We start from the raw sequence: 13,895 nt of genomic DNA on the forward strand, positions 1-13,895 counted from the left end.
CGAGGCGCCTTTCTCCTGGCAGATCTCGAACAAGGGTTCAATGGTTGAAAAATCTCGAGCGGCTTTTGACAAGACGTCAACATGAATTATATATTGCATGGCAAATTATCGAATTGAGAGGGTGGTTGCAGGTCAGGGAGTTGAGCAAAACGCTCAATCGGATTGTTTTTTACAATCAGCGCCTGACTTCATTTGATCTGTATTTTTTGTTTCCGGCGCGAAATAAATTAGCGACAATGGCTTTGATGAATCGTAAGTTTAAAGAATTGGCGGGAAAATGTTTCGCGATCTGAAAACTGAAATCGTCGGGGAAAAGTATATGACTTTGAATCTGCGATTGCAAGCGAGAGAGTCAAACGGCGAATCGCCCGATACACAGGCGTTATGGCGTGGGGATGCGCGCTCTTTTCTGGGTCCTGACGGGCGCGCCCTGCAGGATTTCGCGGCGGTTTTTTGATTGCATCCCATCGCGCCGCGGTTTAGCTTCGCAGGTAGGCAGGATCGGTTTTTCACTGGCAGATACCGGAATCCGCATTGTTTTCAGGATAGAAATTCATGACAACGAACGCCACCCAAAATTCCAACGCCGTTTCAGCAAGTCGGGAAGGGCTGACTTTTTGCAAGCTCTGGAGATTGCTTTCCATCCCCTTCAGTCCGCGCAAGCTGTCTCCCTGGTTTGCAGTCGATTCCATCGCAGAGATTGATATCCAGCGCTTGATAAACGACGGGATTCAGGGGGTCTTGCTCGATGCCGACGGCGTGCTCGCATCGCATCGGAGCCGTGTGTTTCCTGAACCGTCGCTGGCCTTTGTTCGCGAGATGATGACAATGGGACTCCGGGTCGCAATTTACACCAATGCGGATGAAAGCCGTTTTCAGCAGTTTGAGGGGGTTCCCGTGGTGAAAAACGTACCCGCCAAGCCGGATCGAAAGGGATTTGAAATTGCGGCTCGCGAGTATTTGAATGTTCAGGATTTTTCGAGGGTGTGCATGGTGGGCGATAATTTTGTCACCGACGGCGGAGCGGTCGAGGCCGGGATGCGATTTGTGCATGTGAAACCCATCGCCGGGTGCGAAAAGCCGATTCACAGATGGACGCGCCGTCTGGCCTATGAATGCGCGCGGTTGTATTTTCCTGGGAAATTTCGAACTCGTTCCGGGCTTTCCTCATGACGGGTTTACAGTTTTTAGAAAGCGCTGGCCTGCTATGAGCGACGCCGACAAACTCGCGGTCATCATCGTGAACTGGAATTCCGGCGCTTATCTCCGCCAATGTCTGGAGGCTTTAGCGAATCAGTCGCGAACGCCGGACCGGGTTCTGGTGGTGGACAACGCCAGCTCCGACGATTCCGCCTCCAGCCTGCTGGCGAATTTCCCGAAGGTGGAATTTTTATTTCAGAAAGACAATCTGGGTTTTGCCGCCGGAAACAATCTCGCGGTGTCGATGGCGTCTGATTGTCGCTGGGTGGCGTTTTTGAATCCCGACGCATTTCCCGAACCCGACTGGCTTGAAGCTCTGCTTCGCGCGGCGGCGGATCATCCTGAATGTTCGTCATTCGGTAGTCGAATGCGCATGCATGGGACGACTGATTTGTTGGATGGGACGGGCGATGTCTATCATATCAGCGGCATGGCCTGGCGGAGGGACCACGGCGTGGCTGAATCTGCGACCGACCGACAAGCGGGCGAAATTTTTTCGCCCTGCGCGGCGGCGGCCTTGTTTTCGAGAGAAGCGTTTCTTGAGGCAGGAGGCTTCGACGTTTCTTATTTTTGTTATTTTGAAGATGTCGATCTGGGATTTCGTTTACGGCTGGCGGGGCGCCAAAGTTATTACGTGAAAGACGCGATCGTCTCTCATGTCGGTTCGGGAACCACAGCGCGAGACAGCGATTTCGCGGTGTACCACGGCGCTCGCAACCTGGTCTGGACCTACGTCAAGAACATGCCGGGTTATTTGTTCTGGGTTTATCTTCCGCAACATTTAGCGGCGAATATCGCGGCGCTGGTCTGGTATTCCCTGCGAGGTCAGACGGGAACCATCATCAAAGCGAAATGCGACGCTCTCGCGGGTCTGCCGCGTATTTGGAAGGAGCGTCAAGTACAGGCGAAACTCCGCAAGATTTCCATGTCGGAGCTCCGGCGCATGTTGAAGAAAGGCTGGGTTTTGCCCTACTCAAAGGCGAAACGGGGCGTTTAGACCGATTTCTCACTCCTCTTCAAGAGTAACGGAACCGATGTACTGCTCTTTGATTCGTTCGATTTTCTCTCTCACGCGATCAACGCTGTTTTGAGCCACGCGGCGTTCTGAATTTTCTTTCTGGAAGTGCCGGTTGCGGATTTCAAAAGCCTTGGCGAACAGGGGTTCGGCTTTGGCGTAGTCGCCTTTTTTCTCCAGCATGTCGGCAAGATTGTTCAAGGCGATGGCGATGTTGGGATGATCCGGGCCGAAGACTTTTTCGCTGATGATTAAAGCGCGTCGATAGAGCGGAACCGCCAGATCGTATTCTCCCATGTTGGCATAGAGAAGGGCCAGATTGTTCAAGGAAGCGGCGACGTTGGGATGATTCTTGCCAAGGGTTTTTTCGCTGACTTCCAGAGAACGGATTTCCCAAGGCTCGGCTTTTTTCAACTCGCCCTGCGATTCATAAACGCCGGCCAGGTAATTTGCCGAAACGGCGATGTTCGAGTGAAACGGCCCCAGCTTGTTTTCCCGCATTTTCAACGAATGCAGGTGTAGCGCTTCGGCTTTTTGAAATTCCCCGAGATACGAATAGATCAAACCGTGATTGTCCAGAGAAGCGGCGACTTTCAAATGGTCGGCTCCCAGACTGGACTCCAGAATTTTCAAGGAATCCCTGAACAGCGTTCGCGCTTCCTTGTAATTTCCCAAAGCGGCCTGAACCAGCGCCAGATTATTGAGTGAAACTCCCAGATTGGGGTGGTCGGATTGAAGTTCTACTTTTCTTATTTCGACGCCTTTCAAGGCGGGAGCGAGCGCTTCTTCAAATTTACCCTGTTGGTACAACTCGATCACCTGGCGATTGTAAGGTTCTCCACTGTCAAAGGTCTGGGCAAATGCGGATGGGATGGAAGCGGTCAACAACAGGCCAGACAGCAGGGCAATAGAGCAGAATCGAATGGGTGAAGAAAATAGCATGGCAGGAATTCCTCTCAGGCGCTTACGGGTTAATTACGCAGGACCGGGTCGGGGTTGACCCAAGGCTATTCTACATCTTAAAGCTCATTTATTTCAACCACTGAGCCTAAAAAAAGCGCTTTATTGGGCTAAATTTTTCAACAGATGATCAAGGGTTGCATCCATTTCGGGAATGGAGTTGACGGCGCGCGCCTGCTCCAGATAATTGCGCGCTTGTTCCTTGAATTTTCCCTGATTTTCGGGGCGAGACAATAGTTTTCCGAGGTTGTAATTGGCGGCAAAATCCTTGGAGTCGATCCGCAGGGCGTCTTTGAATGCCTTGGCGGCTTCGTCGAATTGTTCGGATTTGATAAAATGCAGTCCGAGTTCGTTGAACAATTCCAGTTGAAGCGCAGGCGTCTTGTTCAATTGGGCAATGAATCTCCGAGCGATAGCGTCGTTGCCGAGGGCGATGTGGATGCGCGCGCGCAGATTGTGGGACTGGGAGTCTTCAGGATATTTCTTTTGAAACTCGATCAGGAGTTGATCCGCTAACTGCCAGTGTTGAAGATGGAAACGCACATCGGCGATATAAAGTGGAAGGTGGCTGGGCGGAGCGTAACCCCAGCGATAATTCCTGTAGCGTTCTTCCGCCTTTAAAAAATAGTCCAGCGCCGGGGAGTATTGTTGCTGGTTGGCGTATTGCGTCCCGAGATTGTAATAACTGAGCGGATTGGTGGGATCGAGATCGATCGCTTTTTCGAATTCCTGACGCGCTCGATTGATGTCCTGACGGGATTGATAGATCAGGCCGAGATTGGCGCGCGCTTGCGAAAGGTAGAAAGGCGTTGTTTTGGCAATGGAGAGTTTGTTGAAAACGACATAGGCGTTTTCATAATCGTCTTGCTTCAAATAAAAATGCCCGAGATTGTGCAAGGCTCTGGGCTTCCCCGGCGCTTTGTCCAGCACGTCCTGCCAGAGCGAGGCTTGCGACCTGTAGACCAGATTTCTTTCGACGGTTAACGCTGAAAACAGGATAGGAAGTGTGAGCAGGAAGGCCCAGCGCAGGGCGCGACCTCGATTCGCGAACATTCGCTCGAATGCGGCGCCGCACAGGTAAAGAAGGGTTGCGAGAACCAGGGACGCTCCAAAACCTGCTGTGTATAAATTGCGTTCGCTCAGCAAGTCGAGTCGCGGCAGGAAGGAATGGGTCGGCGCCATCGCTAATAGAATCCAGGCAATTCCAAAGGGGATGATCTTCAAGTGAGGGCGCTCCGTGATCTGCGCGCGAGTCGTAATCCATGCCGACGCAATCAAAACGATCAGTAGCAGGCTCCATTGATAGGAACGGGCGAACCATGTTTCAGGGAAGGCATGATCGAAACTCAGGTTGATGGGAAGCAGTAAGAGTTTGAAGGCGTAGCCGATAACGGGAATTTGCCTGAGAGCGTAAGCCGGGTCCATCTGTTTCGACCATTTGGCAATGAATTCTGCCAGTTCCGGCGAAGCGGTCAGAGCCAGAAACCCGAGCAGAGGGACGGGCGCGTAGACCCAGATCAGTCTCTCTCTAAACGGTCTCCAGTTCGGTCCGCGCATGAATGCGACGTCGAAAATGAAAATGCCGATAGGCAGGAAAATGGCGGTTTCCTTGGACAGCATCGCTGAAACAAAAAAGACGAAAGATAAAAAATAACAGGCCCACAGGGTTTGCCGGCGCGAGCTTCGCAGGTTGGCTTTGGCAATACACAGGACGCTCAGAAAGCAGAAGAGACCGGACAGACTGTTGCCGCGTCCGGAAATGTATGCGACCGCTTCGGTGTTGAGAGGGTGGAGCGCGAACAGGATCGCCGCCAAAGCGGCGATGGTTTGCGCCGCGCCTAGCCCGAGAAGCGTTCCTTTGCCGATAGCGAGCCGCGTCAGAAAAAATACGACGATCGAGGCGAGTGCGTGAATGAGCGTGTTGACTAAATGGTAACCTTGCGGGTTGGTTCCGTCGGCCTGGTAGTTGAGCCAGAAGGTCAGATAGAAAACATGTCGATAACGCAGAGGGAAGGGTTCTGTATAGACTTCACCCTGGTTTTCTACTTTATCGAAGACGACGTTGAAGTCGTCATAATTGAAGGGGGCGTTCCAGGTGTTGGCGTAAACGCCGACGACTAATAAAAACAGAGCAAGCAGAAAAATCCGGGAAGAGCCTGTCGCATGAGCTTGCGCTTCATTTTCCATTTCGCTTTTTGTTTTCCGCAAACCGCAGACTCAACACCAGAACGAGAACAGACAAGGTGATGAATGCGAGGTATTTGGGAACCATGTTGGAGAGAATATCTATATTGTAAACCACGCCTAAAGCGGACAAATTAAAGCACAGGCAGGCGCCCAGTAAAATGAGGATCGCTTTCACCGTCGACATGCCGAGCTTTTCAAGACGGTGGTGGAGGTGTTCCGCGTCTTTGGAAAAGGGGCTGACGCCTTTGAAAATTCTTCGGAAAAACGCGAAGGTCGTGTCGACAATGGGAAGCAGTAAAGTGATGAGCGGAACCAGATAATAAATTTCATCGGTGTAACCCTGGTTGAGCGGCAACAGGGTGATTAAGGAAACCATCAAACCGAGGGGCAGGCTTCCCGTATCGCCGAGAATTATTTTTGCCGGAGGAAAATTCGATAGGGCAAATCCGAGGACGCTACCTCCCAAAATTACGGCGAGAAATGCGGCTTCTGGAATTCCGCGCTCCAGATAGACGATGGACAGGGTGAGGCAGGAGAGAAATATCACACCGCCGGCGAGTCCGTCTATGCCGTCGATCAGGTTGATGGCGTTGGTGATCCCGACGATCCATAGCAGGGTGAGGACGATGGAGAAGTGGTTGAGCTGAATCAACCCGCCGATGCTTTCGATCTGGAATCCCGACGCGTACATGATGAAGGCGATGCCTGTCTGAGCGAAAAGTTTGAATCGTGGCGGCAGGTGATAGATGTCGTCGAGCACTCCCAATGTCATCATCAAACTGACGCCGACGGTGATGACCAGAAATAAAATCAGATTCTCTTTGGGCAGAAAACCGCTCCCGAACAAAATCCACATGGACCCAATGAGCGAAAAGGTCACAGCGATACCGCCGAAGGGGTTGACCTTTTTGTCCGTCAGCGCCATGGCGCGTTCAAACAGATTCTGAAAGAATAAATTTTCATCCGCGAGCTTGATGATGGACCAGGTGAAAAACAGGGAAAGCGCAAAGGCAATGATGTAGCCTGATAAATAGACGAAGCCTGGAATCGGTTGTGAAAAAAAGGTCATTTGAGTTGGTTGATCGCCAGTTGAGCCATGCATCGCATGAAGATCAGGGAATGGACGCAGACAGCGGCCAAAGCGTTTCCCTGATAGTGTTTGCGGTAAAAATAACTCATCCCTTGATGCCTTTTAATAATGATTCGCCAGGAAACTTTGCCGGAACTTGCGGTGACTTTATGATTTATGCGAGCCTCGGGGAGATAAACCACGTCGCGCCCCCGTTTTTTCATCTCGAAACACAGATCAACGTCTTCGTTGAATAGAAAGTAATTTTCGTCGAAGCCTCCGACCTGTTCAAAGTCGGAACGCCGAATCATCATACAACAACCGGAGACCCAGTCCACCTTTCGAATGGATGCGTGGTCGAAATCCTTCATCAAATAATGCGTTGTGAAGCGGTTGTCCGGGAACCATCGGGACAACAGGGAGTAGCGATTGAAGAGTCCGGTCCAGAGATTGGGGAATCGACGGCAGGAGTATTGGAGCGCGCCGTCGGGGTCCAGAACCTTGGGGCCGACGAGGGCGGTCTGGGGATTCGCGTCCAGATGGGCGCGCATGACGTCGACCGCTTCGGGCAATAGTTCTGCGTCGGGATTTAAAAATAGAATATACTGACCGACAGATTCGCGAACCGCCTGGTTGTTGGCTTTCGAGAAACCAAGATTGCGTGCGTTTTGAATGAGGCGCACGCGAGGATGCGGTTTCACCGCCTCCGCCACGAGTTCATCTTCAGGGCTGTTGTTGACGACGATCGTTTCAAACGATTCCGGCGCCGGAATGGAGGTCAGCGATTCAAGGCACTGTCCGAGGATGGAGCCATGATTGTAATTGACTATGATGCAGGACAGGTCTGGTTTCACGGCGCGCGTCTGGCTTGAGGGAGCGAATTGATAATCCATCGCTATTCTGGTACAAATTATTGCCGAAATCGATATTGAATTCAACCGGCGGAATTTCTGCAAACACCATTCACAGGAAATGATGATGTCCCACACTGAGGAAGAGCGTCCTTCAAGCTCCGCTGAAGGTTCTTCTGGCTCGCATTTTATTCGCCAGATCATAAAGCAGGATAACGAAAGCGGCAAGTTTGGCGGTCGCGTGCATACGCGTTTTCCCCCGGAACCCAACGGTTATCTCCATATAGGCCACGCAAAATCCATTTGCCTGAACTTTGGACTGGCGCAGGATTTGAACGGAGTTTGTAATCTGAGATTCGACGACACCAACCCGGCCAAGGAGGAACAGGCTTATGTGGAAGCGATTCAGGAGGATCTGCGCTGGCTTGGGTTCGACTGGAAAGAACCGGCGTTTTTTGCATCCGATTATTTTGAACAGCTCTATGAGTTTGCCCTGCAACTGATTCGCAAGGGTTCCGCTTATGTGGACGATCTGAGCCCGGACGAGATTCGCGAATACCGCGGGACCCTTTCGGAGCCGGGGCGGGAAAGTCCGTTCAGGAATCGACCGGTTGAAGAGAGTCTGGACCTGTTTGCGCGCATGAAATCCGGCGAGTTTGAAGGCGGCAGTCGCTCTCTGCGCGCCAAAATAGATATGAAATCCGGCAATCTGAACATGCGCGATCCGGTGATGTACCGCATTCTGAAGGCGTCGCACCATCGCACCGGGACGGAATGGTCGGTTTATCCCATGTATGATTTCGCGCATGGACTTTGCGATTCTCTGGAAAATATCACGCATTCGCTGTGTACCCTGGAGTTCGAAGATCATCGCCCGCTGTACGACTGGTTCCTGGATCAGTTGGAGATTTACCATCCTCAGCAGATTGAGTTCGCGCGTTTGAATCTGAACTACACGGTTTTGAGCAAACGCAAATTGCTCAAGATGGTGCAGGAAAAAATGGTGGATGGATGGAACGACCCGCGCATGCCGACGATTTCCGGTCTGAGGCGTCGCGGTTACACGCCGTCGGCGATCCGGGATTTTTGCGAACGCATCGGCGTGTCCAAAAGTCAGGGCACAGTGGACGTCGCCTTGCTCGAACATTGCGCGCGCGAGGATTTGAATAAAAGCGCGGCGCGGGTGATGGCGGTGCTCAATCCATTGAAGGTGGAATTGATCAATTACCCGGAAGGTGAAACGGAGGAACTGGTAGCGGAGAACAACCCGGAAGACCCGGAAGCGGGTTCCCGAAGCTTACCCTTTTCCCGAACCTTGTACATCGAGCAAGATGACTTCATGGAAGACCCGCCAAAGAAATTTTTCAGGCTGGGGCCGGGCAGGGAAGTGCGCTTGAAGCACGCCTATATTATCAAGTGCGAGGAGGTCGTTAAGGACGAGGCTGGGAATATCACCGTTCTCCGGTGTTCCTACGATCCGGACAGCAAGAGCGGCGGCTCTAATGCGGGGCGCAAGGTCAAGGGCACCCTGCACTGGGTGTCTGCCGAGCATGCGGTGGACGCGGAAGTGCGCTTGTACGACCGTTTGTTTCTGGATGAGAATCCCGGCGATGAAAAAGTGCGACCGGAACTGAAGGACGCGATCAATCCTGAATCCATGCAAACGCTTCAACAGTGCAAGGTCGAACCGAGTTTAGCCCAGGCAAGCCCGGAAAGCCGATACCAGTTCCTGCGACTGGGGTATTTTTGCGCAGACCAACCCCGACCCGACGGAGTTCCAGTTTTTAATCGCACCGTCACGCTCCGCGATACCTGGGGGAAAATTTTGAAACAAGGCTCCTGAATGACCCCAGAATGGAAAAAAATATCTATTCATATGATGCTTGGGAGAGATCAACGGCTTCATTGGCGCTTTAAATTGCAGAAAATATTCCTTGCTTTGGTCTATGTGGATTCGGGATTCGGAAAAAAATTTTCTTGTTGATTGTAAATGTAATTGGCGGTTTTTCAGTGTTTAGTCAGTTTCCAATATATTGATAGTATTTGTAAATATTATTCCTCGCCTTTGTTTGCAGTCATTTGCGAGAAATGTTCTGGGAAAAAGGTGGTTGACTTTATTTTTCATATTCCGCAAATTAGTAAGTAGAGCTTTCAATAGTTTAAATTCAATTATTTGCTTCTGCTTATTTTTTGATGGATATCGAACATTTAATTTCAGGCGATAACCAGATCGCGAGTTTGCCAGACCTTTTCTATCGTCTCAAAGAGACGGTTGACGAGGCTGATAGCACTTTTGGCGATATTGGCGAGATCATTGCCATGGACCCGGGCCTCACCCTGCGTCTCTTGCATTTGGTAAATAGCGCCTATTATGGCTTCTCTTCTCGCGTTGAAACCGTGGAACATGCCTTGAGCATCATCGGCTCCGATCAGTTGATCGAGCTGGTGTTGGCCACTTCTGTGGTCGGGCAGTTCAAGGGCATTCCAAAAGACATGATTGATATGAAGGGCTTTTGGCGGCATAGCGTCGCTTGTGGCCTGGCGGCGCGCACGCTTGCGACCTTGAGCGGAGAATACAAGGTGGAGCGTTTTTTTGTCGCCGGACTCCTGCACGATGTGGGTCGTCTGGTGATGTGTTTGAAAGCCCCCAAAGAATTTTGCATGGCGGTGGAATTTGCCCGTAAGACCGGCGACGTGTTGTATCGCTCGGAATGCAAGATTTTTGGTTTCGATCATGCGGCCGTTGGCGGCGAATTGCTCAAAGCCTGGAGATTGCCTGAAAGCCTGGAAGAGGCGGTGTCGTGTCACCATCGCCCCGGAGCGGCGGAAAAGTATCCGCGAGAAACAGCAATCGTCAATATCGCAAACTACGTTGCGCATTTTTATGCTGAAAAAATGGACAATTCTAGCGGAGAGGGCGCTTATGAGATGGATCCCGAGTCCTGGAACGTCATCGAATTGAAAAAGAAATTCATCCTTCCCCAAGTGTTCGCCAAAGTCCGCGACCAGTTTGAAGAGGTCGCCGGCATATTCATGCAATCGGCCTGACCCCTGCACTGTTTCCTTGTTTTAACTCCCTAAGTTGTAATTAATAAACGTCCTCAAGTCCTCAGTTGAGATTGCCGAAGTAGTATGATAAGCATGACCTGTCTGTTGGGACGGGTCGCCAGCCCCTCCTCTGAGGATCGCGATATTCGTGATGCGCGTCTGAGTTGCGGGAAATCCTTTCAATTGTTCCAAGGGAATCACTATGGCGAAAAAAGTTTTGGTTACAGGCGGGGCGGGTTTTATAGGGTCGCATACGGTCGACGCTCTGATCGAGCAGGAAGGTCGTTCGGTCCGCGTTTACGATAATCTCACTCCGCAGGTGCATGGCGAGAACGCAGAGCGTCCGCAACATCTGCACGCCGATGCGGAGTTTGTGCTGGGCGACATGCGCGACCGCGACGGCGTTCAACGCGCCTTGCAGGATGTGGATGTGGTGATTCACGACGCGGCGGAAGTCGGCGTCGGTCAGTCGATGTATTCCATCGACCAGTACATCTCCAGCAACGTTGGCGGCACCGGCGTTTTGTGGGATGTGTTGGTCAACGAAACGACTCAGGTGGAAAAAGTCATTGTCGCCAGTTCCATGAGTCTGTATGGCGAAGGGCGCTATCGTTGCGAGGAACATGGCGTGGTGGTTCCTGCGCCGAGAAGCGAAGCGCAGATGAAGGCGGGCCATTGGGAATTGCAATGCCCAACCTGCGAGGCTCCGGCCCTGCCGGTTCCGACGGATGAAGACAAGGCGCTGGACAGCTCTTCGGTCTACGCGCAAAGCAAACGCGATCAGGAAGTGTATTCATTGTTGATCGGTCGCGCGCATAAAATCCCGACGGTGGCTTGTCGCTATTTCAACTGCTACGGCCCCAGGCAGAGTTTGAACAACCCCTATACCGGCGCGGCCGCGATCTTTTGCTCTGCGATACAAAACGGCAAGGCTCCCTTGATCTATGAAGACGGTCATCAAGTGCGCGATATGATCCATGTGCGCGATCTGGTGCAGGGCAAGATCACCCTCATGAAACACGCCGAAGACGGCATCTTCAATATCGGCACTGGTGTGCCCACCTCCATCCTGAAACTGGCGGAAACCTTGATCGATTTGTTCGGTCAGGATTTTGCCCCGAACGTGATCGGAAAATTCAGAAACGGCGACATCCGGCATTGCTACGGCGACATTTCACGCATCAGCGCGCTGGGTTTCCAACCGAAGATCAGCTTGCGCGAAGGCTTGGAAGAACTGGCGGACTGGGTTCGCGGTCAAGAGTCGGTGTCGCAGATCGAACAGGCGCATCAGGCTCTGCTGGAAAAAGGGCTTGTGGTCTGACGGTTCTGATGGATAACGGACGGAGACCCGTCTCATTGCATAAGGAGATAACGCCATGTCTGTGAAACGATTGGCGGCTTACCTCCTTGTGTACCTCTCGTTTTTTCTTTTGCTGACGCCTCTGGGCGCCTTCAACGACTGGATTCCCCCGGCCCAGCAGAGCGGGTATTATTCCGCGACTCAAATCGACGCGGGCGACGATTCCGGTTATTACGCTTGGTTGCGCTCGGCGTTTTTCGACGGCGATCTGGATTTTGCCAACGAACTGAATTACGCTCACGCCGGTCGCTTCATGGACACGGGTTATGTGTTCAATAACTGGCAGATGGGCCAGGCGCTATTTTTTCTTCCTTTTTTCCTGCTCGGTCACGGCGTCGCCTTCCTGTATCAATGGATGGGCTATCCCGTCGCGCTCGACGGCTATTCCGCGCCCTATTATCTGGCGACGGCGATCGCCTCCGGTTCCTGCCTGTTCGCGGGTTTGATAACGCTTCACCGTTTGTTGATTGAATTTTGCTCCGAGCGCGCCGCCTTCATTGCGGGCGCGTCCCTCTGGCTGGCCTCGCCGCTGATTTATTTTTCTTTCATTCGACAGCGCATGGCGCACAGCGTCGAATTTTTTCTTTCGGTCCTACTCCTACTGTTATGGGTCCTGTATAGAAAATCAGATCGATGGGAAGCGCGCGCTTTACTTGGCTATGTTCTCGGCTTGTTGTGCCTGACGCGCCTGATCAATATCGGATTTTTCGCGCTGTTTTTTGTCGACCAGATCATTCTGTACTTGGAAAATGTTTCGATGTCTGCCGCTGAGAAACGCAAACGATTTGCCCTGCAATCCGGAGCGCTTCTTGCCGGGTTTTTCATCGCTCTTCTACCGCAATTGATCGCCTGGAACCAGATGAACGGCGCGCCGATTCCCACTCGCACAGCCCTCTATGCGGGAAAGGGTTTGAGTCAGTTTTCATTGCAGATGCTTGACGATAAATTTTATGGACTGTTTTTTAGTCCGCAATGGGGGCTGATTTTTTCCATGCCCCTGGCGATTTTTGGGTTTTGCGGCCTGTTTTTGAAATCGGATTCGCTGAAACCACTGCGCGCCAGTTTGCTCGCCTACCTTTCAGCTTTGTTATTTATTATCGTAGCCTACCCGGAAGATTCCGCCTCTTATGGGCATCGCCATCTGATTTCAGCCCTTCCGGTTTTTGCTATTGGTTTGGGAGTGGCGTTGGATCGATGCTTTAAAAAATTGCGTCTGGCGATACCCGTCGCTTTGATTGTTTTTGGCGCCGTCGCCCTGCAATACCTGATGGTCGTGCAGTACAAGGTGACGCTTCCCTACAATCACCCGCAATTCAGCTGGCAGGCGATAGCCGATTCGGCTTCTCTGATTCTTGAGAGATCCGAACTTTTGTTTCGTTCGACGAACTGGTTGACGCTGATGGCGATGAACCCGGCATGGGATGCGCGGGATATTTTGTACCTGCTTCTTTTTCCGCTCGGACAGATCGTGGCGGCGCTTGCGATTGCGATCCTGGCCCTGCGCGTATTCAAAGGCCTCGATTCAGAATTTCCTAGGCGCGAGGTAATGGTTTCAGCGGCGGCGTTCAGTCTCGCGCTATCGTTGACGGTCGGACTGCTGGCGCCGACTTTTTCAGAGGAACGTTTGAAAGAACGAAACGCTTATCGCGATACGATGGGTCAGGCGGAGTCCCTGTTCAATCAGGCCCTCTACGCCAAGTCCGAGAAGGAGTATGAGAAGGCGGTCGCGCTGGAGCCGGAGATATTGAATCCGCGTTTTGGACAGGCCTTGTCCCTGCAGGCGCAGAATCGATTGCAGGAGTCCATCGCCCTGTACGAAACGGCGCTGGCGCAATTCCCCTCGCACGCCCTGTCCTGGCTGAATCTGGGACTGTCCCATGCGGCGATGGGAAATATGGAGCAAGCCGAACAATCGATTCGCCGCAGTTTGCGAGAAAGTCCTCGACTATCAAGGGGCTACGACTTGTTGGGGCAGATTTATTTTCAGTCGGGACAGCTTGATAAATCGCAGAAAATGTACGAATATCAGCTGGGTCTGGAACCACAAAATGCGTCCGTGCATGCGAGACTGGCAATGGTGTATACTATGCGCAATCAGCTGGAAGCAGGGCGAGCGCATCTGGATCGGGCGGTTCAATTGAAGGCGCCAGAATCGTTGACGCGTCCCATTCAGGAACTTCTGAAGCGGGGCCCTTAATTTATATT

At 52.1% G+C, this 13,895-nt stretch carries 10 protein-coding genes; 6 read left to right on the forward strand and 4 right to left on the reverse strand.

Annotated features, from left to right (window positions below; all coding sequences use genetic code 11):
- Positions 1–555 precede the first annotated feature (555 nt).
- A complete protein-coding gene (locus tag G3M78_08085; protein QPJ65350.1) occupies positions 556–1,173 on the forward strand; it encodes an HAD family hydrolase in 618 nt (205 codons plus the stop codon).
- A 34-nt stretch (positions 1,174–1,207) separates the two neighbouring features.
- The gene (locus G3M78_08090; protein ID QPJ65351.1) at positions 1,208–2,197 is read left to right on the forward strand and encodes a glycosyltransferase family 2 protein; all 990 of its coding nucleotides are present in this window, start codon (positions 1,208–1,210) and stop codon (positions 2,195–2,197) included.
- Positions 2,198–2,206: 9 nt separating this feature from the next.
- Here the strand turns inward: G3M78_08090 and G3M78_08095 are convergent, their stop codons facing one another.
- The 4 genes from G3M78_08095 to G3M78_08110 form a co-directional block, all read right to left on the reverse strand.
- On the reverse strand, positions 2,207–3,157 hold the full coding sequence (locus tag G3M78_08095; GenBank protein QPJ65352.1) for a tetratricopeptide repeat protein: 951 nt from the start codon (positions 3,155–3,157) through the stop codon (positions 2,207–2,209).
- A 120-nt stretch (positions 3,158–3,277) separates the two neighbouring features.
- Positions 3,278–5,362, reverse strand: a complete 2,085-nt coding sequence (locus G3M78_08100) for a tetratricopeptide repeat protein (protein ID QPJ65353.1) — start codon at positions 5,360–5,362, stop codon at positions 3,278–3,280.
- Positions 5,352–6,431, reverse strand: coding sequence for an undecaprenyl/decaprenyl-phosphate alpha-N-acetylglucosaminyl 1-phosphate transferase (locus G3M78_08105; protein ID QPJ65354.1), 1,080 nt, complete (start codon positions 6,429–6,431; stop codon positions 5,352–5,354). Before G3M78_08105 ends, G3M78_08100 begins: the two co-directional genes overlap by 11 nt.
- Positions 6,428–7,324, reverse strand: a complete 897-nt coding sequence (locus G3M78_08110) for a glycosyltransferase family 2 protein (protein QPJ65355.1) — start codon at positions 7,322–7,324, stop codon at positions 6,428–6,430. The genes G3M78_08105 and G3M78_08110 overlap by 4 nt, the downstream gene beginning before the upstream one ends.
- An 85-nt stretch (positions 7,325–7,409) precedes the next feature.
- Here G3M78_08110 and G3M78_08115 point away from each other — a divergent pair, with 85 nt between their 5' ends.
- The 4 genes from G3M78_08115 (at position 7,410) to G3M78_08130 (ending at position 13,887) form a co-directional block, all read left to right on the forward strand.
- Positions 7,410–9,125, forward strand: coding sequence for a glutamine--tRNA ligase/YqeY domain fusion protein (locus G3M78_08115; GenBank protein ID QPJ65356.1), 1,716 nt, complete (start codon positions 7,410–7,412; stop codon positions 9,123–9,125).
- A 350-nt stretch (positions 9,126–9,475) separates the two neighbouring features.
- Positions 9,476–10,330, forward strand: a complete 855-nt coding sequence (locus G3M78_08120) for an HDOD domain-containing protein (protein QPJ65357.1) — start codon at positions 9,476–9,478, stop codon at positions 10,328–10,330.
- Between the two features lie 202 nt (positions 10,331–10,532).
- Complete coding sequence (locus G3M78_08125; protein ID QPJ65358.1) at positions 10,533–11,651, forward strand: NAD-dependent epimerase/dehydratase family protein; 1,119 nt, start codon at positions 10,533–10,535, stop codon at positions 11,649–11,651.
- 55 nt (positions 11,652–11,706) lie between these two features.
- Positions 11,707–13,887 carry a tetratricopeptide repeat protein gene (locus G3M78_08130; GenBank protein ID QPJ65359.1) on the forward strand — a complete coding sequence of 727 codons (2,181 nt, stop codon included), beginning with the start codon at positions 11,707–11,709 and terminating at the stop codon, positions 13,885–13,887.
- Positions 13,888–13,895: the final 8 nt, after the last annotated feature.

Origin of the sequence: Candidatus Nitrohelix vancouverensis (genome assembly GCA_015698305.1) — a bacterium.
Taxonomy (GTDB): Bacteria; Nitrospinota; Nitrospinia; order Nitrospinales; family VA-1; genus Nitrohelix; species Nitrohelix vancouverensis.

Bases quoted from the DNA above. Each gene is read 5' to 3' on its own strand.
- G3M78_08105 (QPJ65354.1), bottom strand. From the start codon at position 6,431: ATGACCTTTTTTTCACAACCGATTCCAGGCTTCGTCTATTTATCAGGC.
- G3M78_08125 (QPJ65358.1), top strand. From the start codon at position 10,533: ATGGCGAAAAAAGTTTTGGTTACAGGCGGGGCGGGTTTTATAGGGTCG.
- G3M78_08095 (QPJ65352.1), bottom strand. From the start codon at position 3,157: ATGCTATTTTCTTCACCCATTCGATTCTGCTCTATTGCCCTGCTGTCT.
- G3M78_08120 (QPJ65357.1), top strand. From the start codon at position 9,476: ATGGATATCGAACATTTAATTTCAGGCGATAACCAGATCGCGAGTTTG.
- G3M78_08100 (QPJ65353.1), bottom strand. From the start codon at position 5,362: ATGGAAAATGAAGCGCAAGCTCATGCGACAGGCTCTTCCCGGATTTTT.
- G3M78_08085 (QPJ65350.1), top strand. From the start codon at position 556: ATGACAACGAACGCCACCCAAAATTCCAACGCCGTTTCAGCAAGTCGG.
- G3M78_08130 (QPJ65359.1), top strand. From the start codon at position 11,707: ATGTCTGTGAAACGATTGGCGGCTTACCTCCTTGTGTACCTCTCGTTT.
- G3M78_08115 (QPJ65356.1), top strand. From the start codon at position 7,410: ATGTCCCACACTGAGGAAGAGCGTCCTTCAAGCTCCGCTGAAGGTTCT.
- G3M78_08110 (QPJ65355.1), bottom strand. From the start codon at position 7,324: ATGGATTATCAATTCGCTCCCTCAAGCCAGACGCGCGCCGTGAAACCA.
- G3M78_08090 (QPJ65351.1), top strand. From the start codon at position 1,208: ATGAGCGACGCCGACAAACTCGCGGTCATCATCGTGAACTGGAATTCC.